This is a genomic window from Solwaraspora sp. WMMD1047 (assembly GCF_029626155.1).
Classification (GTDB): Bacteria; Actinomycetota; Actinomycetes; order Mycobacteriales; family Micromonosporaceae; genus WMMD1047.
On the sequence record NZ_JARUBL010000001.1, the window covers coordinates 7,318,303 to 7,342,528 of the forward strand.

Consider the following 24,226-nt stretch of genomic DNA (forward strand, 5'->3'; position numbering starts at 1 on the left):
GGTGCGCGGGCCCTGTCACGACAGGAGTCCCTGTATGAACCCGACGTCACCGCAGCCGGCCAACCCCGGCGCCAACCCGACCCCCACGCCCGCCGCTCCCGCCACCGCCCGCCGGATAGGTCACCTGTACCCGCGCGTCGCGCAGTTTCTGGCTGACAACCCCGACAACCCGCTGAAGGTCGGGCAGATCACCCGAGCGATCGGCGCACCCTCTTCGGGCGCGGTGTTCGGTGTGCTCAAGCGGATGGCCAGCGTCGGTTACGCCACCCACGTCCGCGATCCGTACCACCGGTTCCAGATCACCCCGGCCGGGATCGCCGCCGCCGGCACCCTGCCGCCGCCGGCTCCGCGGGGCGCCTCCGGCGGTGGCCGCGCCGGCCGGTCGGGCCGGCGCAAGCCGGTGACCCGCCCGAACGGGGAGCTGTACTGGCCGCGCAAGCTCGCCGGCGGCACCGACATCGAGGTGCTGCGCCGGCTCCGCGCCGCGCAGATGCCGGTGCTGCTGTACGGGCCGCCCGGCACCGGCAAGACCGCCATGGTCGAGGCCGCCTTCGACGACCTGCTCACCGTCGCCGGCACCGGCGACACCGTCGTGGAGGACTTCCTCGGCAACTACGTGCCGCTGCCCGACGGCGGCTACGAGTTCGTCTACGGCCCCCTCGTCCAGGCGATGCGGGACGGCCGGCCGCTGCTGGTCGACGACGCCACCCTCATCCCACCCCGGGTGCTGTCCGTGCTCTACCCGGCCATGGACGGCCGCCGCGTCATCCACCTGACGGCCTACCGCAACGAACGCGTCGAGGCCACCGACGGTTTCTACGTCATCGCCGGACACAACCCCGGCGTACACGGCGCCGTGCTCACCGAAGCCCTCGCCTCCCGCTTCGGCGTGCACATCGAGGTCACCACCGACTGGGACCTGGCCCGCCGGCTCAAAGTCGACAACCGCGCTGTGGCCGCCGCGATCGACCTCAACAACGAACTCGCCGCCGGCACCGTCACCTGGGCGCCGCAGCTACGCGAACTGCTCGGCTTCGCCCGCCTCCACAAGACCCTCAGCCTCGCCACGGCGGTGTCCAACCTCGCCGGCCGCGCCCCCGACCACGACCGCGACGCCGTCATCAAAGCGCTGACCACCCACTTCGGCACCACCGTCACCGCACTCAGCCTCGGCCCACAGCACTAACCATCGACGAAGGGAACTCGCACCATGCCACACCCCAGCGGTCACCTCCGACCCGCCGGCAACCCCAACCCGGGCGACCCGGACTGGGACGGCTGGTCCCAAGCCTGGACCAGACACGTCAAGGTCCTGACCGGACGCACCGACCTGACCGTGGTCGTCGCCCCCGGCGCCGGCGGCGGCGCCCCGGCCTGCTTCTACCCCGCCCTGCGGCGCATCGAGGTCGACGCCACCCACATCGGTGACACCCCCGACATCGCCGACCCCGCCCGCGCCGCCCACAAGAAGCGGGTGCCCACCGCGTACGGGCTGCTCGTCCACGAGGCCGCCCACGCCACTCACAGCCGCTGGACGATCCCGCGCGGCACCCCACCCATCGTGGCCGCCGCCGCCGACCTGCTCGAGGAATCCCGGGCCGAAGGCCGCCAACGCGGCCGGCGCCGCACCGACCGGCGCTGGCTACGCCACACCGTCAACACCCTGATCACCGCCGACGAGGCACCCGTCGACGACCCCTGGCGCGCAGGACACCTCGCCGGGCTGCTCCTGGCCCGCGTCGACGCCCGCATCGTCACCAGCAAGGACGTCCGTACCGTGCGTGGGGCGGTCCTCACCGTACTCGGGACCAAACGGCTCAAGCGGCTACGCGAGATCTGGAAAACCGCCCACACCGTCGCCGACGACGACGCCGCCACGATGATCGACCTCGGTTGGCAATGGTGTCAGGCACTCGGCATCGACCCACGGCGCCAGCTCACGGTTCCGGTGCCGGACCCCGGTGTGTTCCCTGGACAGCTCGCCAAGGCCCTGGCCGACTACCTCGCCGCCGCCGCAGGCATCAGCCCGGCCGAGTTCACCGCCCAGCTGATCGCCGGCCGGCACGGCGCCCCCGCCACCTGGCGGCGCCGAACCCCCACCGTCGAAGAACAGCAGGCCGCACGGCAACTCGCCGCACGGCTGCACGCCGCCCGGAGCCACCAACCGGAACCGGACACGAGACCCTCGCCGATTCCGCCCGGCCGGCTGCGGGTCCGCCAGGCCATCACCGCCGACGCCCAACGCGACGCCGGCGCCCTCCACCCGACCGCCGCACCCTGGCAGCAACGCGCCACCCTGCCGCCGCCCAAACCCACCCTGCGAATCGCGGTGCTCGTCGACACCTCCGGATCAATGAGCCCCTACGCCAAGCCGCTCTCCTCGGCCGGCTGGATTCTCAGCACGGCCGCGCACCGCAACCACGCCGCGACCGCCACCATCGCCTTCGGCAGCACCGCCACCCTGCTCGTGCCGCCGAGGCAACGCCCCACCCACGTCCTGGACATCAGCCCCGGCGGCGGCACCACCGCATTCAACGACGCGGTCAAACTCGCCGACCAGGTCCTCGACCTACGCCAACGCGGCCCCCTGCGGATGCTCGCCGTCGTCTCCGACGGCGAGCTCGACGACATCGAAGCCGGGCAGAAGCTCATCACCACCCTGCACCGCACCGGCTGCACCGTACTGTGGCTGCGCCCCGCCGGCCTGTCCGGCCACACCTTCCACCACACCACCACCCTCACCGTGGCCAACCCGATCGACGCGATCGGACAGATCATCGCCGCCGCGATCACCCCGCTCGAAAACGCCTGACCACCACCAGTCGCAACACAACGGGCGCCAAGAACACAGGCAGCCAGCCGCCCCTAGCGACATCGAGCTGCCCGATCCACCCCAGCACCCGCCCTGCGCCGTTGGCGGCCACACAGCAACCGGCCCGCCGACGGCGGGCTACACCTGTGGCACGCCCCCACCGTCGCTGATCGCATCGGGAAACTTGCCGTCAGGCGGACCCTTCTACTGGCACCCGTCCCCAGCGTGGTGAAACACACATCGTCACCGTCGACGGCGCCGGCCGGCTCGTCACCGCCGATGGGGTCGGTGTTCAGCACCCCAGGCATGCGCCAACCGCCCTCGCCGGCTACCCGAGCAAGCGTTGGCGCGACCGACGAACCGCAATCGGCGCGACCCTGCAGCAGCTACGCGAGGAGGGATACGTTCCGCTCGAGCACGAGACCGCACTGGACAAATCGTCCAGGTGGGACTTTGCGGTGATCGATGCAAATCAGCTTCTTGCCGTCAAGGGTCCTACCCTGACGGTGACCAAGGAGTTCCCCGAATGACGAACATCGACGATTTCCTGCGCCGACAAGAAGAGATCATCGACCGGATTGGTTGGGCGGTCATGCATGTGCTGCCCACCTATGACGACCCCGACATTACGACCCCGTTCGCCTACACCGTTGGGCTGACCGCGCACGACTATCCAGAACTGATCATTGCCGGGCTGCCGCCCGAGGTTGCCCACGGCCTGCTCAACGACCTGGCCGGCCGGCTGTACGACAAGGCCGAACGGTTCGCCTGCGGCCAGCGCATCAGCGATCTCATCGCCGGTTACGACGCCGTCCTCGTCGAGGGCGCACCGATCGATGCGCTGCTGCCCGGGGTCGCCATCGCCCGCTACGGACGCAACCGGGTACGGCTGCTGCAGGTGGTGTGGCCCGACCCGCAGGGCCGGTTTCCCTGGGATGCCGGCTACGACGTCGACCCCGACACTCAGCCGCTGATCGCGCGGCCGTAGCCACCGCAACTCCGCCGCGCGTGGAGCCGGATGCCGAATCCGTCCGGCTCCACGCGCCCGCCCCCGCCCGACTCCAACGGCAGCTACCTGTGGCGCCTCTCGGAGCGCAGTGCCAACAGCGACGGCACCGGGGCTCCGGTGGCCGGGCCACTGGATCCAGAGCGCGAAGACGGGTCCGCCTGCGGCAGGATCGGCGACGACCAGTGGATCGACATCCGGTACCGCAGGCCGTTGGGGACGGCAACGCCCAGCGGTGGATCTCCGACGCGCAGATCGCCGAAACCACCTACACCGCATTCGCCGGCACCCGATACGCCGTCACCGCCCGGCTGATCGTGCGCCGCGACCACCCAGCCAACCCCGCGGCCAGCAGGAACTCCTGCCCGGCTACCGATACCACGCGGTACTCACCGACAGCCCGTTCATCCTCGTGCAGGCCGAATCCCAGCACCGCCAGCACGCAGTCATCGAGCAGATCAACGCGGATCTGATCGCCGGCCCTCTGGCGCACCTGCCGTCCGGCCGGTTCGCAGTCAACGACGCCCGGGCTGACCTGCCCCGGCATCGGCCACAACCTCACCCGCGCCGCCGGACACCTCGCCACCGGCACCTGGACCACCGCCCGGACCGCGCGACCATCCGGACTCGGATCATCAACGTCGCCGCCCGCCTCGCCCTCCGGGCCCGCGTCATCACCGACACCCACACGAGCACTCGCCCTGGCAGTCAGCGTTCGACACCTTTCACCGCCGTCCGCCCCGCACCCGGTTGACCAACCACAACCAGGCGGCCCGACCGTAGGCCACAACCCCCGCCCCCGGAACGACAACACCCGCAGCAAGCCGATCACGTGATCGGCAACTTCACCGCGACCCAAACACCCCCATACCGCAGCTACTCAACCAAACCCACGACGAACCGCGTCGGTGGATCGAGGCTAAGCGTCGAGGTCCAACCTGGTCGCGAGCGAGCCATCGGCGTTCAGGCCGAATCGACGGAGCTTCTGAGCGTGATCGTTTTCCCCCGTACCTTCGTACAACGCAGCCAGGCGGTCTAGCGCAGAGTGGACACCGTGGTCGATGGCCTGCTGGTACAAGTCCCGCGCGCCGCCAGGATCACCGGATCTCGCTCGGTCGTCGGCCATGTTCACCAACAGGTTGGGCGCACCACGACCAGCCGCCAACAGCGCGACCTCAAGTGCGCCGTCACGGTCTCCGACGCCCGCGCACCTGCCGGCCAGGTCGATGAGCTTGGTGGGATCACCTTGGTCAGCGGCGTGGAGTGCCGCGGGCAGTTCGCCCTTGCGGTCGACTCCGCTGAGAAACGTTCCTGTGAGCGCCGCGATGGCAAAGAGGGTGGGATCGCCGTACCCGGCATCGGAGACGACGGGTGTCGACCCTGGCGGGTGATCTGGACGCTCAACGCCCGCAGCCTGGTCCCTCAGCCCGGCCAGACGGGCTCTCGCGGCCTCGTGGCCTAGGTTGGCCGCCCGCGCGTACAACGGGACGGCATGTCGGTAGCGGGCTCTCCGGTGAGCCTGGGCGCCGATGATGTACAAGACGTCGCGATCGGTGACGGTGACGGCGACAGACTTCCAGAAGCTGGCCGGCGGGAACTGCGCGGCGCGTTCGGTACGGCCGAGTTGTTCGAGGTAGTCGGCCAGCCGGTAGCAGGGACGCCCGTCTGGCCGGGCGGGCTCGAACGGGCGGGCGCGGATGCGGGTCAGCAGGCCGCGGACGCCAATGCACGACTGGGCGGTGTAGGCGAGCGCGGATTCGAGCCAGTCCTCGCCGAGGGCGTCCCAGTCGTGATCGTCGAGATAGTCGGACGCCGCCTGTTCCAGCAGGGCGTGAGGCAGAGCGAGGGGATGGCCGAACCGGCGGGCGTCTATGGCGACCTGCAGGATCGCCCGCGGAGCAGGCATCGTGTCCACCGCGGTGCGGTAGCGGTCTTCGAGGACGGGGCCGCCGGCCAGGTACTGGGTTATCCGGCCGCCCTCGGCATGTTCGGCGGCACGCCTCAGCCGCGCATCGACACCCGGCCCGGCCAGGGCGGCGAGTTCGGAGGAGCTGAACGTGTCGGTGAGGGTGACCTTCGTGCCTGCGGTCAGCAGTTCCCGGGCCTGCCCGTACAAATCCGGATTCCCGCCAGTGGGCCGGGTGGTCAGGATGTTCCAGTAGTCCGGCCACAGGGTCGCCAGCACCAGCACTGGTCTCCGGCCCGGATCGGCCAGCAGCCTGCGCAGTCCGGCGGCGAGTTGCTCACCCATGCCGGGAGCGGTTGGCATCAGGTACTGCTGTGCCTCGTTCAGCCAAACGATCGTTTCCGGCTCGGCCTTGTCCAGACCGGCCAGGGCCGCCTGCGGGTGGGTCGGATCGAACGGATACCACAACCGCCATCGGCCCGGCTGTAACTCCTCCAGGTACCGGGCGAGTTCCCAGCCGGCGCGGGTCTTCCCGGTCGAGGACCCGCCCACCAGCGTCACCAGCCTCGACCGCCCGTCGGCGAGCAAATCGTCGAGAATCGTCCGCAAACGGGCGTCATGCGCCCGCGGCACGTAGCCGGGCAGCAGGTCGCCTGCACCAATGCCCGTCACCTGGATCGCCGGGTGTACTCCCAGCACGAGAGGATCACACGCGTCGACCGGCTCGCCCAGCCGATCCTGCAGCGGGGCCGGTTGGACCGTCGCGGCGGCAACCCACAATTGGCGGACCTGCTCCGCGACCGGTGCGACCTGCTGGCGTCCGGCCGCTCGGGCCAGGACGACGGCGACAGACACCGTGTCCTGCTGGGACGCCAGCCCGTCACCGCTGATGACCTTGCCGATCAGGTCCTTGCCCGGCGCTCCCGGCAGGTCATCATCCTCAGCGATCTGCCGGGCGAGCTCTATCAACTGCGGGCGGTCTGCCTCCGCGTACAGTCGGTAAACCGCGTCCCGCAGCTCGCGGGCCGCCCCGGCGGGCAGCACCTTCTTCTCCACCGCTCGGCTGCGGCGAATCTCCGATCGGGACTCGTCGGCGTTCATCGCCCACCAGCGTGCCCGATCAGCACCAACTAGTACACCGATCGACGCTCATCGGCATCAGGAATCCAGCGCTCCCCGTGGCTTGAACCTGGACGTACGGCCGGCGCCGGCTTTCGCGTTCCGAATCAGACACACGATGGAGCATCCGATGGCCCGATCCGAAGAACAGCCCGACTGCCCGCGGCCCAGCCGGACCCGCGTCGTCCTGGCCGCGCTGACCGGCGTGCTCGCCGGAATCACCCGCGCGGTCGCGGACTGGCTGCTCAAACACCTCGGCGGTTAACTTCGTGCCGGGCGGGCCTCACCACGAGGCGGGGTCCCGCCCGGCTCGGACGCTGGATCACCGCCGGCCTCGACAGGGCGGGCAAGCTAAGGAAAGCGGAGAGCCTCACCCTGCCCCGGCGGGTCCGGCTGTTGGAGCGGTGGCTGGCGCACTCCGTGCTGCTGCGCGGCCATGCCGGTCCTGCACAGCGCCGGCAGTTGTGGGTCCGGCTGGGCAAGTCCGGCGGCACGGGGATTTCCGCGAAAGCCGGCGCGGCCAGTCGGGTCGCGGTCCAGCGCTGGGGTGCTGGACCACGGCCTGACCGAGCCAGGGGGCACCAGTGAAGATCACCGCTCCCGGATCCCACCACGTTCCAGTCACTGCGCGACAAGAGCACCGGGGCGGGTCGCGGCCGGACTACCATCGACTCCAACCACACCGCTCGGCGAGTCGTTGCGAGGGCTGGCGTGAAACTCGTTCAAGTAGCGGCGCACCGTGCGTTCCGACGTGCCGACCCTCTCCGCGATGGCGGTCGGGTGCTGGGTCGGGTCTTGCCGGTAGGCGTCGATGACGGCGTTCCTCGTGGTGCCGCGGCGTCGCGGCTGCCGATCCACTTCACCAGGGCTTTCGTCGTCGCTGTCTGCCTCGGCGGAACGCCTTTTGCTGTCGGGGTGGCTTTTCGCAGCTGAGTCGAGGTTGTCTGCGGGCGGGGGTTGGTCGCTCGGCGTGTGGTCGGTGGGATGGGCCGATGGTGGCTTGTCGATCATGATGGCATCAGTCAGTGCACCGCTCGCCGGGGTTCCGGGCGGGTTGACGGACGATGTCGGCGCCTCGTGCTCGGCGGGTGGCGGCGCCGCGCGTTCCGCGTGTGGTGTGGGCCGCGTCGCCGACGACGTGGGTTGGGCGAGCTGCAGTCTGGCGGACAGTTCGACCAGGCTGATGCTGGCGACGACGATGAGGCCGTCCACCGAGATAGGTAGCAGGTAGGCCGATAGGCCGGTCTCGCCGTAGCGGGAGGCGACGCCGACCATGTGCCAGTAGGAGACCCAGGCGGCGATGGTGGCTATGGCGGTGGTGGCGATCAGCCGCGCGGCGGCCAGGAGTTTGTGGTGGACGGGGACGCGGGAGATCAGTTCGACGGTGAGTAGCAGCGCCACCGGTGGCCAGGCGGCGATGGTCTGGCTGATGAGGTGCGGTTGGGCGTGCAGGACGTTTGCGGCTACGGAGGCGGCAACGCCGATGATCAGGGTGGCCCGGACCGCCCATCGGATGCGCTTGAGGCTGCGTACGGTGGCCGGTGTGTCGGCCGGGCGCTCGGCGCGCTGCGCCCGGGTGGCGGCCGGCAGGGTTGCCGCGCTCATGCGGCGCCGCCTCGGTTGCGGCGGGCGCGGCGACGCACGTCGTCGGTGAGGGCGCCCGCGAGTTCGCGGGTGTCATCGGTCGGTTCGGTGTCGAGCTCTTCCAGGCGGCGGGTCAGCTCGGCCAGCCGGGCGGCGATCGCGTCGATGTCGTCGAGGTCGGCGTGGTGGCGCATCGCCGCCTGGTACAGCTCTTCGGCGTAGGGGTCGTGTGCGATGGCGGCGTCCAGCACGGCGAGGGCCTCTTCCGGTTGGTCGCGTAGCGCGTCGGCCAGGGCGAGGTGGGCGTCGAGGGCCTGCCGGCGGACCGCTTCCCGGTACGGTTCGGCCCATTCGTAGTGGGCGCCGGCGGCGAAGGGGCCTCGGTAGGCGGTGACCGCGTCTCGCAGCGCGGCCAGCCTCGCGTGGCCGGTGGTGGTCTCGGCGGCGGCGAGTGCCGCGCGCATCCGCCACAGGTCCACGTCCAGGGTGTCGCGGTTGAGTAGGTACCGGTGCCGTGGGTGGGTGATGTAGGTGGCCCGCCCACCGGTGCGCCGTAGGGCCAGGCGCAGGGCGTAGACGTAGGTATGGATGCGGTTGGGGGCCTTGGAGACGGTGGCGTCCGGCACCAGGTCCTCTTTCATGGCGTCGACGGTGGCGCCGCCGTCGCGGGCAATCAGGTACACCAGCAGTTCCATGGCCTTGGCGCGTAGCGGCTGTTGCGGGTCGGCAGCGACGATGGTCGGCGGGCCGAGGACCTGCACCGCGACGACGCCCGGTCCATCGCCAGCGGGGTCGTCGGCGTCGCCGTCGTCCAGGGCCTGACCGTCCTCGCCGTTCGGCCGGGGGACTGCCGATCCCGCCGTGTTCGGACGGGTGGTTTCCGCGAGGACCGTCAAAGCCGGCGTGGTGTCCGGGACCTGTGTGGCGCCGGTGATCTGGTCGGGGGTAGCGGCGTCGGGCTCCGGGGCGGGGCCGGCGGTGGGCGGGTCATGGTCGCCTGTGGGCGTCGCGGGCTGGGTGGTGGCGACAGGGGTGCGGGGCTGCGGCTCGGTGGGTGCCGGCGGCTGGGGCAGGCCGGTGTGGGACTCGGCGAGGGTGGGCAGCAGCGCGGCTGCCTCGGCGGCGGTGATGACAGCGAGGCGGCCGGCGTCGGCGGGGTGGCTGCCGTGCCGCGAGCCCTCGCCCTCGGCGGGGGTGGTGGTGCCGTCGCCGGCCACGACGACGGTGTTGCCGTCGGGCCATGCCCCGAGCAGGACTCCGTGGATGTCCAGACGCTGCCCCTGGGCGAGCAGGGCGGCGATGCGGGTCCGCTCGTGTGGGACGGTGGCGTCGGCGAGCAGCAGGATCGGCGGTAGCGGTTCCTCGTGCGGGTCGGCGTCGCGCAGGTGCGCCACGGTGTCGACCTGGTGCCCGTACACCAGGCGGGTACGGTGCAGCGTCTGCTCTTCGAGGAGTTCCAGGGCCTCGGTCAGGTCGCCGGTCACGGTGAGCCTGGGTGTGTCGGGCACGTTCACGGCGGCGGCGCCGAGCAGGGTGGCCAGGGTCGCGGCGGGCAGCACCACACCGCAGCGTCCGTGCGGGTCGTCGAGGGCGCCGGAGGCGAGTGCGGAAGCGAGGAAGCCCCGCGCCGCCGCCTGCGCGCCCGGACCGGTCAGCCCCAGCCCGGCCGGTGGCCACGCCGCAAGCATCGGGTTGCCCAAGGCTGGCAGGTTCAGCGGCGGCGCCGGGTCGGTCCGCTCCTGCTCATAGACGCCGTCCGGGATCTCGGTGGCCGCGTCGTCGGGGGTGTCGGTGACCTCGCTGGTGTCAAGCAGGTCGGTCAGGCTGGTGTCCTCGTCTGCCGCGGGGCCGCGTAGGCCAGCGCGCACCCGGGTCACCACCTGCGGCAGCGGCGCCAGGTCCGGGTCGTCCAGACGTGACTGTGCGCTGGGCGGGCGTGGCGTGTATCGGCGTCGGCGCAGCCGCCACACCACGGCGGCGGCGCCGGCGATCGCGAACGCGAGACCGAGGTCGACCCAACTTCCGGTCGGCAGTGCGATGCCGTCGGGGTGCTCCGGTCGCCTGGTCGGGCCGGTGGGGGCGGTCGTGCTGGCGGCGGGACTGTTCGGGGTGTCGACCGGTGGGGCCGGGGCGGGCGCGGCCGGGGCTGCCGGTGTGGGTTCGGTGACGCCATCGTCGGCGGGCCGGCTGACGGTGGGGCTCGGCTGCGACGCTGGCGGTGGTGCCGGATCACCGGGCCGGGGTTCGGCCGGGTGGTCCGTGCCGGGTGGGGCGGCTCCAGGGTCGGCGGGGGTGGGCGTGGCGCAGTCGGGTGCGGGTGGCGGGTCTGCAGGCGCGGTGGCCGGCGGACGCGGGGCGGCGGGAGGCGCCGGTGGGGTGCCGCTGTCGTGGGTGTGGCGGGTCGGTAGGTGCAGGGTCCAGCCGGGTTGGATCAGGTTCGGGTCGGTCAGGGTTCCGCCGACCGGGAAGCGTCGTCCCTTGTTGCGGTCGTAGATGTCGGGCCAGCGGTCGGCGTCGCCGAGGTGCCGGTCGGCCAGCCGCGACAGGGTGTCGTGGCGGCGAACCGTCACCGTCGCCGGGGAGCCCGGTCCGGCCACCTGGGCCGGGCCGGCGGACGCTGCCGGCACCCCCGCCGCTGGGGCCGGTGCGGCCGGTTCCAGGCTGCTGTGGACCGGTGGGGATGACGCGGCCGCAGGGGTGGCGGTGGCGACGTTGGTCAGGGCCGTGGCGCCGAGGACGGCGGCGTGCAGTGCCCCCAGCGGGCCGGGCACCCGTATGGCCGGCCACCGGCGGGCCCGTCGGGTGAGGTGGGTCCAGGCGCTGGTGAACGCGGTGGCGGCGAAGCCGGCCCAGACCAGCCAGGCGGTGGTCAGCAGCGCGGCGGTGACGCTGCCGGGGGTGAGCGGGTCGGCCAGCCAGGCCGCGACCTGCGTACCGGTGGGCCACCGCCGGGGTAGCGCCCGGCCGGTCAGGACTGTCAGGACGGTGGGTGGTCCGACCAGGACTGCCCCGTAGGCGATGACGTGGTGGACGGTGCGTATCGCCGTGAACATGCCGGGCTCCTCGCGCCAAAAGGGGGTGCACCCGCGTCCCGCGACCCCGGCCGGGGCAGGCCGGGGTGTGGCGGGATGGGGGGTGGAGGACTGTTTCGACGCTAGGAGTGGATGCCGTGGCGAGGTAGGGGCGCGGACCTCACACGGTCTGACAGAACCTCACACGCCGTCTGACACGACCTCACCACCACGGTGTCGAGGCTGGTCAGAGCCGGGGCGACGGGCGGGGACGCAGTGGCCGGTGCGGGGCCGGCTGTGCGGTGGTGTCGTGCCGCGGGTCGCCGCCCGGTGGCAGGCCGGCGGCGGCGAGCGTGCGGGCGTAACGGTCGAGCAGGGTGTCGATCCCGTCGCGGTCACCGACCGCGGCCAGGGCCCGCACCGTCCGCCGGTGCAGGTCCTCGTTGAGGGGATCAACCCCGACCGCGTCACGCAGCAGCCGCAGCGCCGTCGGCGGGTCCGCCTCGGCGGCCAGGGCGGCGTAGGCGTCGATGACCTGCCGGCGCAGCGCCTCCCGTACCGGCGGCAGCCACGGCCAGTCGTGGCCGGCGGCCAGCTCACCCGGGTAGGCGCCGATGGCCTGCCGGAGGGTGCGGTCGCGGTCGGCGGCCCCGACGGCGGTGGCCGCCTCGTCGACGGCGGCGGTGAGCCGCCACAGGTCCACCTCGACCGTGTCGGCGGGCAGCCGGTAGCGGTTCCCGGCCCGGTCGATGACCGTCACCCCGTCGGTGTGCAGGGTGCGGCGCAACTCGCTGATGGTGGTGTAGAGCCGCCCGGTGATCGACGCGGGCCTCAGGTGTGGCCAGATCGCCTCGGTCAACTCCGCCGCGGTGGCACCGGCCGGATGCGCCGCCAGGTAGACCAGGACCTGCCAGGCGGCGCTGCGGCGCAGCAGCACCGGCCGGCCGGCGACCGTAGCGGACACCTGGCCAAGGACCCGCAGCCGCAACACCGGCACGCCGGCACCCGCCGGCCGTCGCACGCGCGCCGGCGCCGGCGGTGTCGGGGTGGCCGTCGGTGGTGGCAGGTGCCCGGTCACCGCCAGCAGGTCAGCGGTGGCCCCCGCGCCCAGCACACACAACCGCGGCCCTGCCCGCCGGCCACCGTCCACCGTGGTCGTGCCATCGGGCAGAACCTGCCAGGTCTCCTCGGGCCCCCCGCCGAGCACCACCACGGTGACCGCCCCGACCGCGCCGGCCCGCAACCGCATGACGGCGGCCGGGTCGCCGCCGCGCGGGTCGATCAGGACCAGCAGCGGCTGATCACGGCCACCCGGACCGCCGCCCGACGACGCAGGGTCGGCGGACGTCCGGTGGCGTTCGATGTGGACGAGCGCGTCGTCCAGGGTGGCGGCGACGGTCAGGCCGGCGACGGCCGTCAGGCGCGGTGCGTCCAGGTCGAGGCCGGTCAGGGTGTCGACGGTGGTGACCAGCCGCGGCCCGCCGGCGTCGGCGGTGAGCAGTGCCGCGACCAGGATGCCCCGGGCGGCGTCGGCCGCTGCCGGGCCGGTCAGCCCGACAGAGGCCGGCAGGTCCCCGGGACGCAGAACCGGGCCGGTAGGCCACTGCCCGAGCACCGGACCGTTCCGGTCGGTGACCTGTCCGCGCGGGCCGGGCGGCCCGGGGGGTGCGTCCGGGTCGGTGACGGCGGCCAGGACCGCCCGCACGGTGCGGGAATCCGGAGTGAGGTCGGCGTTCCGGCCGGCGTCGCGACCGGGAGCGCCGGGCTGGTAGTCGCGGCGGCGGCGCAGCCACCCGAACACCGCCGCCCCGGCTGCCACCTCGGCAACCTCGTCGGGCAGCCACCCACCATCGGGCAGCCCCACCCCCACCCCGGCCCGCGCCGCCGGCGCTGCCGCGGCCGTGGTGTGTCCGTCGGTAAAGGGCTGGCCCGTGGTGGCCTCGGCCGGCTGCGGATCCGGTGGCGACACGGCGGCCGTAGCGCCCGCGCCGACGCCGAACACCGCCACCCCGACCAGGCCACCCGCGGTGGCCTGCGCCGGAGCGGGCACCGGAAGCCGCCGTATCCGGCGGACCACGCCGCGCAGCCGCCACAGCACGGCCCGGACCACGGCCAGGGCGAACAGCAGCCAGATCACCCAGGCCAGGACAGTCAGCCCTCCGGTCACGCTCTGCTCGGTCAGCGGCTGCGCCACCCACCGCCGCACCTCATCGCCGGTCGGCGCCTGCCGCAGCAGCGGCCACCCCACCACCCGTACCAGCACCCACGGCGGGCCGACCAGCAGGCCGACCGTCAGCGCAGCCGACGCCAACCGCCGCGGCCACCGCATCACCGCCCACCCCAACCCCAGCCCGACCGGCGGACAAGCCACCAGGCAGCACGACCTGTCCACGTGACGCGGGCGGGGGGATGGTTATCGGGCACCGGTGGGCTCCCGAAGCGGGCTGACCGCCAGCTGCCACAACCGCTGCCCCCACCACGCCGCCACCGCCACCGCGTAGACCAGCCCGAGCGGCCCGGTGGCCTGCCAGCTGACCACCGCCGCGCCGAACACCGCCAACGGCACCCCCGCCACCAGCCGGTGCAACGGCCGCCGCACCACCGCCGCCGCCACCCCGACCCCGATCAGCAGCCCGCCGACCCGCCCGGACGCATCGATCCACACCAGCAGACCCGGCCACCGCGACGCCGTCATCGCATACTGCAACAGCATCATCCCCGCACCCGCCGCCAGCACCGACGACATCGGGAACGCCAGGAACGCATCCCAGCCCGCCGCCGGCACCCGACGCCACCACACCGCCACCACCGCCGTCGCCACCGCCACCACCGCCACGGCCGCCGAGGGCAGTAACGCCCACCCCAGGAACCGCCCGATCGGCCACCCGAAGAACAGACTCGCCGTCACCGCGTACAAGCCCGCCACCCCGAGCCCGATCGCGCAAGCAGCGACGATCCCCGACCCCACCCGAGCACCCGGCGCAACCGCCCGGCCAGGCGTGTCGGCAGCAGTCAGGGCCGCACCCAGGAACGCGCCCGCCGACAGGCACGCCACCAGCGCGAACACCGCCGCCATCGCCAACTCGCCCCAGTTCACCAGCAGATACGCCCCCGAACCCCGGTAACCAGCTGAGCTGGCCAGCCCCTGCCCGTGGAGCAGGAACTGCGTCACCAGGACGATCGACATCAGACCCGGCACCACCCACAACGCGGCCCGCCGCACCGCAGCCGGCGCCGGCGCCGGCTCCGGTGACGCCTGTCCCCCGGCGGGGCCGTAGGCGCCGGCCGCTCCCGTGGCCGCCACGATCCCCGACTGCGGCAACACCACCGGGGACACCCCCGTCGCGGCAGCCACCGCCTGAACAACCCCCGGCATCACCGCCGCCCCACCCACGCAATACACCCCGGCCAGCCCGTCCCCCGGCACCTCCGCCGCACCCAGAACCCGGCCGGTCAACTCCTCCACCCGCGCCAGCACCGCCCCCGAAACCCGCCGCACCACCTCACCGGTCACCGCGACCGGCGGCCCATCCCCCACCGGCACCACCACCGCCGGCTGCCGCGTCAACGCCTCCTTCGCCGCCCGCACCCCCGCCAACAGCGACCACCGACCCCGCCCATCCACCTGCCGGCCCCGGGTCAGGTCCCGGATGAGCGCCTCGTCCACCGCGTCCCCGCCGCCGTCGGGATCAGACAACGTCGCCAACACCTCGAACCCGGCCGGGCCTCGACGCAGCACCGTCACCTCACACCCACCACCCACATCCACCACCAACACCAGATCCCCGACCAACAGCCGCGCACCACCAGCGACCACCTGCTCCGCGACAGCCACCGGCGCCTCCACCAGCCGAGGCTGCCCCAACCCCGCCCGATGCGCCGCCTGCCGCAACCACGTCCGCCGCCGAGGACCCCACCCCGCAGGCACCACCAACCGCACATCCCCCACCACACCACCGGCCACCCGCGCCGCGTCCCCCGCCACCTGCCCCAACACCGCCGCCACCACATCCACCGCCGCCACCTCACGGTCGGCCACCGTCACCGGCCCGTCCGGCAGCCGAACCACCGCCGGCACCAGCCGGTCCGGATCCACCTCCGCCCGCTGCCACACCCCCGACCCCGCCACCAACCCACCACCCGGCTCCACGAACACCGCACCCGGACACACCGGACCACCATCCCCCGGCAACGACACCCACCGGCCGTCCGGCCACACCACCACACCCACCGCGGTCACCGCACCGCAGTCAATCGACAGACAAGCCTCCCCAGGCCGCATCACGCCAGTGAACCACCTCGATCACCTCAGCGGGACCCCATCAAACAGCCCGTCGATCAGCCACCCCCAAGCGGGTCGCGGCTGGCAAGCCCGCAAACGCAAAACCGACGTCTTCGGTTCGCGTCGCCCAGCGCGTTGATCCGCGGCGCCCGCACCACGATCAGCTCGCCACCGTATCCTTGGCAACGATGTGGATTCGTGAGGTCGATTTCCCGGCTGTCCTGGTCGATGAGTTCACCGCTGGCAACCTGGTGTTGTTCGTCGGCGCCGGCGCCTCGTTCGACCCCCCAGCGAAATTGCCGTTGTTTGTGGACCTCGCCAGGCAGATTGCGGTCGATACCCGCCAGGACTTCGATGAGGCGGAGTTGCGGCGCCACCCTGACGTTCTGCTGGGCCGGATCGAGGATCGGGCCGTTGACGTCCACCACATTGTCAAGACGATCATCGGCGATCCCGCGTCAGCGCCGAACGACCTGCACCGGGCGATCGCGCGGCTTGCCGCGTCGGGCTCACCGGTGCGGATCGTGACCACGAACTACGACCTGCACCTGTCCGCAGCGCTGCGGGACTTGGGAGCGACCTTCACCGAGTACCGTGGCCCGGCCGTGCCGATGGGCGACGACTTCGACGGGATCGTGTACCTGCACGGCGACCTGACGCAGGAGCCCCGGCATCTCATCGCGACCGAAGGGGACCTCGGGCGCGCCTACCTGACCGACGCTTGGGCGGCACGGTTCGTCGAGCGCATGTTCGCCAGGTACACGGTGCTTTTCATCGGCTACAGCCACAACGACACGGTCATGCGGCTGATCGCCCGAGGCATCGGCGGTGCGAGAGCTCCGCGGTACGCACTCACGGATAAGGCGGACCGCGACGTCTGGAAGACGTACGGCGTCGTGCCGATCAGGTACAACGTTGTCGGGACCTCGCACGCCGCGCTCGCCGACTCGCTCAATGGCTGGGCGGAACTGACGTCCATGGGGCTGCACGATCATCGGCAACGGATCGCCCAGCTGGTGGGAGCGCCGCCGTCGCTCGTGCCAGAGGAGGACTCGTACCTCGAAGACGTTCTGGGCGACGTGGACCGTGTGCGGTTCTTCGCCGAGCTCGCCGAAGGTCCGGGATGGTTGGCGTGGGCCGCCCGGCGCTCGCCGTTCCAGGCCATGTTCCGTGCGGGCGCCCCGCACGACCAGCGCACCGTCGTGCTCGCCGACTGGTTCGTCGGCCGGTTCGTGATGGAGGAAACGCGGACGGAGGAAGCTCTGGCGGTCCTGCACGACGGCGGCAGCCTGCCTGCGCCTGTGCTGTGCGCCTCTCTGGGATGGCACCTGCACCGCCGGTCCGGACCGCGGCCGTCCTGGCTTGGCCCGTGGCTCGCGGTGCTGATCCAGCACGCCGGCGACGAGGACACGCGCTGGCTTGAGTACGCGCTGCTGAACTCTCGCTCACCTGCGGATCGGGCAGCGGCCCTGCTGCTGTTCGACCGCCTGACCCAGCCCCGCCTCCGACAGCGGGCCGGGATCCCCGGCGGGAAGCCGTCGTTCGATATCACCCTGCGTGGATCCGTGTACCACCTGGACAAGGCATTCGCGGAGGTCTTCCGGCCGATCCTCACCTACGTGGCCGCAGCCGCCGCGCTCCTGGCGATCGCGGACCGCCATCTGCGACGAATCTACGACCTGCTAACCGTCTCCGGGGAAGCACGAACCGGCTGGGATCCCGTGTCGTTCAGCCGCTACAGGATCGCACGCGACGCCGGCGACGAAGTCCGCCAGCCCGTGGACGCGCTCATCGACGCCGCCCGAGACTGCGTCGAGGCAGTGCTGGCAGCCGGCGGGCCCGCCGGGCCGGGCTACCTCGACACCTGGGCCGCCTCCGGCGTCCCGATCCTGCACCGGCTCGCCCTGCACGGCTGGACCCACCGCACCGACATCGACGCAACGGCCAAGATCGCCTGGCTCCGCACGACGGGCTGGCTCTTCGACCACCAACTGCGACCCGAGGTGTACGGCCTGATCGCGAACGCGCTGCCCGACGCCCTGGACGCCGAGGCGGATGCGCTGGTGACCGACACCCGGACCCTGCCGGTGGCCGGCCGGAACGACGAGCACGTCGCCTACGCGCGCTTCAACGCCCTGACCTGGCTGGTGCGGTCGGCACCCACCCTCCCATCGGCGCGGGCCGCGCTCGTCGAGCTCCAAGTCGCGTACCCACACTTCCAGACGCACGAACCTCCCGATCTCCCGCGCCCGCGGTTCGAGGTCAGAACCCGCACCGAACAGCCACCGATGACCGTCGGCGAACTGCACGAGCGGATCACGACCAACCCAGCAGCCGCAGTCGCGGAACTGCGGCGATACGAGCACGTGCAGCTGCAGTTCGACGGCCCTGACTGGAACGATGCCCTACGCGTGCTCACGGCCACTATTCACGATCACCCCGACGACGGGTTCGCCGTTCTAGCAGTCGACGAGCTACCCATCGACATCGTTTCCGCGGTGATCAACGGCTGGTCGGCGGCGCCGCTGAACTCGGAGACCGCCGTCGCCGTCGTGCAGGGCATTCTTGGTCTGGATCTCGCAGCGGTGGCCGACAGCGTCGCCCGGCTGCTGGTCGGCGGCGTCGCTGACGCGGCGAACGCGGCGAAGTGGCATCTGCTTGCGGAGGCGCGCGAACTAGCCGAGGTCCTGTGGGACGCGCTCGGGCCGGTTGACCCGCCGGACGGCGGACGCGACTGGTACACGCTGGCGATCAATCGGCCAGCCGGGCGGCTCGCGCAGTTCTGGGTCCGCGCAGTCTCCGCCGACTGGACCGCCGCCGGTGACGCCTGGCAAGGTCTGCCGTCAGAACTCCGTCGCCCACTCGAAACCATGCTCGGCCGGCACGACGGGCCCGCCTGGCTGGCCCAGCCCATCCTGACCGGCCAACTGGCATTCTTCTTAGGTGCCGACCGCTCCTGGTGCACGCAGTTCCTGCTCCCGCTGATGGCCTGGGCCAGTGACAAGGATGAGGACCGTCCCGTGCGGGCCTGGACCGGTTACCTCGCAACCGGTCGCATCACCAACGACCTGTTCGAAGCCGGACTTCGCGACGCCTACCTCGACGCCGTCGATCAGGCCGATCGGTTGCCGGACGATCTGCGCCGCATCCTGCCGGCACACCTCGCCGCGATCGCGGTCTACGGCTCGACCGATCCGCTCACCTGGGTGGAAGAATTCACCGCCCGGGCCGAAGAAGACCAGCGGATCGCATGGATCAGCGCGGTGGCGGACACGCTTGGCACCCTTGCACCGAACGTCGTCGAGCAGCAGTGGCAGCGCTGGATGCAGCGGTACTGGCAGCGTCGCCTCAACAGCGTCCCCACGGCCCTGACGTTGGGGGAGGCATCGGCGCTAGCGACCTGGGTCCCGTGGCTGACGGACTCACTGGCGGCCGGCGTCGACCTAGCCACGAGGCACCCGGCCGGACTCCCCGAAGGCCACACCCTCGACGATTGGAGCGACGAGCGCCTCGCGCAGGCGCCCGCCCTTCTTGCCCGGCTCCTCGCCCACCTGCTGACGGGCACGACTTCGCCGATCTGGGACGACGTCGATCGCGTGGCGCTGGCGGTCAAGGACGACGCGGAGCCAGCAAACTTTCGCGTCATCCGCGACCAGGCGTTACGCCTCGGCGTCTCCAGCGCCGCGAACTGGTGAGCTGGCTGTCCAATCCGACCCGCTGCCACGTGACGCGGATGCGTGCGAAAATGCGTCGAAGGCACTCCCGCTTGCCCGAACACTCGGCGTGGCTGCCGAATATGCGACGAGCCTAGCCCGTCCGTTTGCCGGGAGACGTGAGGTCGGCCTTCCTGCTGTCACATACGCCGGATCGCCTGCACGCCAGCTGACCCCGAACCAGAAAGCGCGAAACCCGACCCACCCACCGTCTGGAGGGCTGTCGGGTCAACTTCCTGGGTGCTACTGCCCCCGGCGGCAACGACCATACCGTCGGCTCACCGTCCTGCAACAAGCCCGTCGATGAGCCGCGCGGATTGGAGAGACACCTGGTGGCGGGGTGGACACGGCCCTCTCGCCGGGCGGGCCGTGGGGTGCTCCGGCCCGTACCGACGGCTGCGGGAAAAATCTTGGCCAGCGGACCTCACGCTGGGCCGTGTCTCGGGACCAACAGCGCAAGGGGCTCGTACGGTTACGGCTCGTTCTCGACAGACGGAGGTAGTCCCGAGGTGAATGTGGACGAGGGCTTGGTGTCGATGCCACCCACACCGCGGGCTGCCCGCCGTGTCGCCGTGCCGGAGAACTTCGACGAATTCTTCAAGCTGGCCTACAGACAGTTGATCACCACGGCGATGTACGCCGGGGCCAGCAAGGATGAGGCCGACGAGGCAACAGCGGCGACGATGCGGGAGGTGCTGCGCCGCTGGGGTGATCTCGATGACCGACTTGTCTACGCCCGCAGGGCGGTGATCAGTAACTTCATCAAGGAGCGCACCCGCAACCTCGACCGCGTCCGCCGTCGACAGGTCGAGCGGTTCGCGGGCACCGCCGAAGGCTGCGCCGATCCCAACATGACCGCATGGGAGGACGAGCAGTGGGTCCTGCGGATGCTGGATTCCCTGCCACCCGGTCAACGTGCCGTCATGGCCTTCGTCGTCGATGGCTTCACCCCCATTCAGATCTCCGCGTTGCTGGGGCGCTCCCCGGACGCTATCCGGCAGTCCCTACGCGGCGCCCGGCAACGACTCAAGGCGGCGCTTCGGCGTGAGATGGCTGAAGAGCAGGCGCCCCGACCCAGCACCAACCCGGCACGGAAGGAGGCCCGATGACCACCAGCGACGCCACCCCGTACCCGCTTCCGGACGAGCCCGAGGCCATCGGCCAATTGTTCGGCGAGATTTTCGACCTGGTTGACGACCTGGTCGACAGCATCACCGACGCGGAGATCGACCGCGCATTGCGGCAGGTCCACGCAGCCGAGGAGATCGGCGCACCGGTCGAACCCGCGGACGCAACCGAGACGGACGTCCCCACCAGATGGAAGGTACCGCGCACCAGGTTGGTCGCGGTGGACCCGGCCGCCACAGCTGAGTGGTCTGAGGTGAGCTGCGCGTTGCGGGCGGCGTGGGAGGAGGTGTCGGTCGCGCGGACAGCGGCTGCCGAGGCCCGTGCCGAGGCGCAGATGCACATCGCCGCGGCGGCCAAGGCCCGCGAGCAGCTCGCAGAGGTAACCGCCGGGGTCAACGCGTTCGTCGACAGGGCCCTGGACGAGGCCGAGATCGCCAGAGCCGATGCCCGGCAGGAGGCTGCTCGACTCATCAATGAGGCCCGGGAGCAGGCCGACGAGATCGTGGCTGCCGCCAAGGCCTTTGCGTCGACGATGGGGCCCTCGCCGGCCACGGAGTGGTCAGTGCGCGGCGGCATGGGCGCGGACAGGCTGGTGATCAGCGGTGGGCCCGGAACCGGAAGGAGTTCGATCTTCCGTGCGTTCGCGGGTCGGATCGCGGAGGCTGGCAGCGGTACCTCGCGACTCGCTCTGGTGGGCGGATGCGACGTCACCTGGGTCTCGCCATCGGCGACCCCTGAACTGGCGCAGGGCGTCGTGAACCTCCTCGCCCACACCTCACCTGTTGTAGGTGAGGCGTTGTTGTTTCTTTCGACGCAAGGATTTGCGGTAGAAAGTCACCCCAAACGCTATACGGTGATTTGCCCGTGCTCATCGCATATGAGACACATGACTGTTGCGCAGCTAGCACCCGACGCCTATGCGAGGGAGCTTATCCTCTGGGCGCATCTCCTCCGGTGCGGAGGCAACGGCAATGAGGGTGACGAAAATGGGCCTCCGGCACTTCAGCACGGAGGAGGGCGAGCCTTGCGATGGGAGGCGAGATCGCCGTGGTGCACTACCGCTGAGAGCGTGCGGGTGCTGGGACGGCGTCAGCCACTGACACACGTTGACGTCTGGGGGACGCGGCTGGCCGCCGTGAATGCTCCCTGACCATCTGCCGGGCCGAGCACTCCCGCAGCGTGTCGTACGCCCGAGAAGAGATGATGATTCGGTCGTCTCGTCATCCAATGTGGATATCCGTGGGCCACGCAGAGGGCAATCCGATCATGAAGTTCCGACAAGGTGTCCGGCCACACACGGCCCCCATGGCGAGCCGCTGGAGGTTAGCGGAAGGTGACAAATTCGTCCTCGGAGATGGAGCGCAAGGGCGTCGCCGCCGCGCAGGTCGCGTTCACCGATATGGGTTGGGCGTTCCGGGAACAGCCCGAGGCGGATCACGGCATCGACGCGCTGGTGGAGGTTGACGGCTTGAGAGACCCTACCGGCCGATACATTGCTCTCCAAATCAAAAGTGGGTCGACGTTCTTCAAACGGAAGACGCGAAACGGCTGGCGCTTCACCGAAAAGCCCCGACTCCTCACCTACTGGCTGGCCCACCTGATGCCCGTGGTGCTCGTCATCATCGACCCCGCGACCCGGCTCGGCTACTGGGTTCAAATCACCGCAGACGCCGTGAACGAGACCAACCGAGGATGGTCGATCGAGGTGCCGTCCGCGAACGTTCTCGACGATTCGTCGCGCGAGCCCCTGCGTGCCATCGCGTTCGCCGTCCCCGCGGCCAACCCGGACCCTATCGAGGAGGTTCTCCCGCTGCTGCCGCCCGCCGCGGTGGAGATGCTGTCAGGTCTGAGCCTCGTTGACCCCAGTGGCGCGAGGCGTCTCGCGCGGTTGCTCAGTGCGGGTCGCCACGACCCGAGGGCGGTCGTCAAGCCACTCCTCGAGGCGAGCCAGAGCTGGGTTCGCGCTACAGCGGGTCGGCTGGAGACCATCGGCGCGTACGCCAACGACCATGGCCACCGAGACCTCGCGGTGGAGGCGTTCACGCTGGCGGCCGACCGGGACCCGGGCAACCAGCTACGGCTGCGCGCTATCACGGCGGTCATGGCCCTCGCGGCCGGAGACCGGGACCGAGCCGCCGACCTTCTCCATCCGTCGCAAGATCCGCAGCCGTCGGACAATGGGCTGCTCTGGGATGTCGCCGTCTGCGCCCTCGACGCCGATGAGTCGGGCAGGGAGGACATGCTGGAGCGACTCCTGCGGGAGCGGCCCGACAGCGAACTAGACGCGGAACCCACCTGCCTGCTGTTCCTCGCCGAACGCGCCAGCGGGCGCGGCGACCTCGACCAGGCGCTCGTCCTGTATCAACGTGTCCGCGAGCGGCATCCCCGCAGCGTCGGCGGCAGGCTCGGCCAGGCAAGAATCCTCATGGAGCGCATCCTGCGCGGCGACTCGGCGCTGCCGTTCCGTGACAGGCAGGAGGTGACGGCCCTCGCCGCGTCCGTCCGGGACGACATACGGCGATGGGCTGGCCCGAGTGAGGCCGTGCATCGTCTTCTCGTACAGGAGCGCATGCTTGTCGGCGCGTTCATGGAGGTCATCGAGCTGGCCACGCCTGCCGCGTTCGGGGGCCAGGCCACCGACCGGGAGGCGAGTGACCCCGTGGTCGCGATCGTGGGCGCTCAGGCCAGCATCGCCTTGGATGACGGCGTTCGTGCCGGCCGATTCGGCGATGCCGTCCGCGGCACTCCCGCGGAGTTGCTGATCCGCGCGCTCGTGGCGGACACGAACCGGCCCGCAGCCAGTGTTATCGGTATGTGGCGTACCGCGCTCGACACTGCGGATACCGCGCTCGCGGCCAGGATCTGCCTGAATCAGCTCGCCTCCAGAGGCGCGCTCGACGCGACCGACCTCCATCGGATGGCAGCGTTGGCGAACCTCAACGACGGCGACCGTGTTGTCCTGACCGCACGCAACGCTGCCGCAGGCGGTGACCTGGACACGGCCGTCACGCTGCTGCGGTCCGTCCGGTCACCCTCCGCAGGAGAGATACTGATCGATATCCTTCGTGAGGCGGGCCGTTACGACGAGGCCGTCGCCGTATGCGACGACGTCTGGGGGACCTATGGGGCGCTGAAAGGGCTTCAGGAGAAGGTCAACATTCTGGCGATCCGGGGCGACCTCGACGCCGCCGACAGGTGCGCCAGGGAGCTACTGGCCACCGGTGAACTCGCAGCCGAGCAACGCGGAGCGCTGCATCGACGGCTCATCAAGCACAGCGCCACACGCAAGGACTGGACCAGCGTCGAGGCATGCTGCCGGGCAGCCCTCAAAGACGAACCGACCAATCACGACTACGCGTGGGCGCTGATCATCTCCCAGCTCAACCAGAATCGATGGGAGGCGGCCTGGGCGTCCTACCGCCAACTACGACCAGACATCACCCATCCAGCCATCATTCCCGCCTGGGTCGACCTACACCTGCGCTTCAACAACACGCCGCAAGCCCAGGCTGCCGCAACGGCCTTGGCCAACCGCTTCGCGAACCAGCCGCACACTCTCAGCAAACTGGAGAGGCTCAATGCCACGGCGCGGCCAGGTGGCCCCACTGTCGGCGCTGGCGGTGTGGTGGATTCACCGGAGGCAGCCAGCCGCTGAACCACAGGTG

14 protein-coding genes are annotated in these 24,226 nt (G+C 71.1%); 8 read left to right on the plus strand and 6 right to left on the minus strand.

Features of this window, described 5'->3' with window-relative positions; genetic code table 11:
• The first annotated feature begins 34 nt into the window (after positions 1 to 34).
• The 3 genes from O7627_RS33480 (at position 35) to O7627_RS33490 (ending at position 3,800) form a co-directional block, all read left to right on the plus strand.
• Complete coding sequence (locus O7627_RS33480) at positions 35 to 1,186, plus strand: AAA family ATPase (RefSeq protein WP_278097424.1); 1,152 nt, start codon at positions 35 to 37, stop codon at positions 1,184 to 1,186.
• A 24-nt stretch (positions 1,187 to 1,210) separates the two neighbouring features.
• Positions 1,211 to 2,812 (plus strand): VWA domain-containing protein, encoded by a 1,602-nt coding sequence (locus O7627_RS33485; RefSeq protein ID WP_278097425.1) that lies wholly within the window; start codon positions 1,211 to 1,213, stop codon positions 2,810 to 2,812.
• A gap of 526 nt (positions 2,813 to 3,338) precedes the next feature.
• Positions 3,339 to 3,800, plus strand: a complete 462-nt coding sequence (locus O7627_RS33490; protein WP_278097426.1) for a DUF4262 domain-containing protein — start codon at positions 3,339 to 3,341, stop codon at positions 3,798 to 3,800.
• Between the two features lie 286 nt (positions 3,801 to 4,086).
• On the opposite strand, the gene O7627_RS33495 is transcribed toward O7627_RS33490, so the two are convergent.
• The gene (locus O7627_RS33495) at positions 4,087 to 4,365 is read right to left on the minus strand and encodes a hypothetical protein (protein ID WP_278097427.1); all 279 of its coding nucleotides are present in this window, start codon (positions 4,363 to 4,365) and stop codon (positions 4,087 to 4,089) included.
• 372 nt (positions 4,366 to 4,737) lie between these two features.
• Positions 4,738 to 6,825, minus strand: coding sequence for a hypothetical protein (locus O7627_RS33500; protein ID WP_278097428.1), 2,088 nt, complete (start codon positions 6,823 to 6,825; stop codon positions 4,738 to 4,740).
• A 148-nt stretch (positions 6,826 to 6,973) separates the two neighbouring features.
• On the opposite strand from O7627_RS33500, the gene O7627_RS33505 reads away from it, so the two are divergent.
• Positions 6,974 to 7,108, plus strand: a complete 135-nt coding sequence (locus O7627_RS33505) for a hypothetical protein (RefSeq protein ID WP_278097429.1) — start codon at positions 6,974 to 6,976, stop codon at positions 7,106 to 7,108.
• Between the two features lie 356 nt (positions 7,109 to 7,464).
• Here the strand turns inward: O7627_RS33505 and O7627_RS33510 are convergent, their stop codons facing one another.
• The 4 genes from O7627_RS33510 to O7627_RS33525 all read right to left on the minus strand — a co-directional run bounded on the left by O7627_RS33510 (position 7,465) and on the right by O7627_RS33525 (position 15,678).
• Positions 7,465 to 8,448, minus strand: a complete 984-nt coding sequence (locus O7627_RS33510) for a DUF2637 domain-containing protein (protein WP_278097430.1) — start codon at positions 8,446 to 8,448, stop codon at positions 7,465 to 7,467.
• Positions 8,445 to 11,480 (minus strand): BTAD domain-containing putative transcriptional regulator, encoded by a 3,036-nt coding sequence (locus O7627_RS33515; RefSeq protein WP_278097431.1) that lies wholly within the window; start codon positions 11,478 to 11,480, stop codon positions 8,445 to 8,447. Before O7627_RS33515 ends, O7627_RS33510 begins: the two co-directional genes overlap by 4 nt.
• Before the next feature lie 205 nt (positions 11,481 to 11,685).
• Positions 11,686 to 13,767, minus strand: a complete 2,082-nt coding sequence (locus O7627_RS33520; protein ID WP_278097432.1) for a bacterial transcriptional activator domain-containing protein — start codon at positions 13,765 to 13,767, stop codon at positions 11,686 to 11,688.
• An 84-nt stretch (positions 13,768 to 13,851) separates the two neighbouring features.
• Entirely contained in the window at positions 13,852 to 15,678 is a 1,827-nt protein-coding gene (locus tag O7627_RS33525; RefSeq protein WP_278097433.1) for an Hsp70 family protein, read from the minus strand.
• Positions 15,679 to 15,908: 230 nt separating this feature from the next.
• On the opposite strand from O7627_RS33525, the gene O7627_RS33530 reads away from it, so the two are divergent.
• The 4 genes from O7627_RS33530 to O7627_RS33545 all read left to right on the plus strand — a co-directional run bounded on the left by O7627_RS33530 (position 15,909) and on the right by O7627_RS33545 (position 24,216).
• Positions 15,909 to 19,415: an SIR2 family protein gene (locus tag O7627_RS33530; protein WP_278097434.1), complete on the plus strand. Its 3,507-nt coding sequence runs from the start codon at positions 15,909 to 15,911 to the stop codon at positions 19,413 to 19,415.
• Between the two features lie 527 nt (positions 19,416 to 19,942).
• Positions 19,943 to 20,542, plus strand: coding sequence for a sigma-70 family RNA polymerase sigma factor (locus O7627_RS33535; RefSeq protein WP_278097435.1), 600 nt, complete (start codon positions 19,943 to 19,945; stop codon positions 20,540 to 20,542).
• The gene (locus O7627_RS33540; RefSeq protein ID WP_278097436.1) at positions 20,539 to 21,711 is read left to right on the plus strand and encodes a hypothetical protein; all 1,173 of its coding nucleotides are present in this window, start codon (positions 20,539 to 20,541) and stop codon (positions 21,709 to 21,711) included. Before O7627_RS33535 ends, O7627_RS33540 begins: the two co-directional genes overlap by 4 nt.
• A gap of 183 nt (positions 21,712 to 21,894) precedes the next feature.
• Positions 21,895 to 24,216, plus strand: coding sequence for a DUF4365 domain-containing protein (locus tag O7627_RS33545; protein ID WP_278097437.1), 2,322 nt, complete (start codon positions 21,895 to 21,897; stop codon positions 24,214 to 24,216).
• Positions 24,217 to 24,226: the final 10 nt, after the last annotated feature.

What these genes read in the sequence shown, in the direction of transcription:
- O7627_RS33480 (WP_278097424.1), top strand. Translation starts at nt 35, where the DNA reads ATGAACCCGACGTCACCGCAGCCGGCCAACCCCGGCGCCAACCCGACC.
- O7627_RS33490 (WP_278097426.1), top strand. Translation starts at nt 3,339, where the DNA reads ATGACGAACATCGACGATTTCCTGCGCCGACAAGAAGAGATCATCGAC.
- O7627_RS33505 (WP_278097429.1), top strand. Translation starts at nt 6,974, where the DNA reads ATGGCCCGATCCGAAGAACAGCCCGACTGCCCGCGGCCCAGCCGGACC.
- O7627_RS33500 (WP_278097428.1), bottom strand. Translation starts at nt 6,825, where the DNA reads ATGAACGCCGACGAGTCCCGATCGGAGATTCGCCGCAGCCGAGCGGTG.
- O7627_RS33510 (WP_278097430.1), bottom strand. Translation starts at nt 8,448, where the DNA reads ATGAGCGCGGCAACCCTGCCGGCCGCCACCCGGGCGCAGCGCGCCGAG.
- O7627_RS33485 (WP_278097425.1), top strand. Translation starts at nt 1,211, where the DNA reads ATGCCACACCCCAGCGGTCACCTCCGACCCGCCGGCAACCCCAACCCG.
- O7627_RS33515 (WP_278097431.1), bottom strand. Translation starts at nt 11,480, where the DNA reads ATGTTCACGGCGATACGCACCGTCCACCACGTCATCGCCTACGGGGCA.
- O7627_RS33530 (WP_278097434.1), top strand. Translation starts at nt 15,909, where the DNA reads ATGTGGATTCGTGAGGTCGATTTCCCGGCTGTCCTGGTCGATGAGTTC.
- O7627_RS33520 (WP_278097432.1), bottom strand. Translation starts at nt 13,767, where the DNA reads ATGCGGTGGCCGCGGCGGTTGGCGTCGGCTGCGCTGACGGTCGGCCTG.
- O7627_RS33495 (WP_278097427.1), bottom strand. Translation starts at nt 4,365, where the DNA reads ATGCCGGGGCAGGTCAGCCCGGGCGTCGTTGACTGCGAACCGGCCGGA.
- O7627_RS33540 (WP_278097436.1), top strand. Translation starts at nt 20,539, where the DNA reads ATGACCACCAGCGACGCCACCCCGTACCCGCTTCCGGACGAGCCCGAG.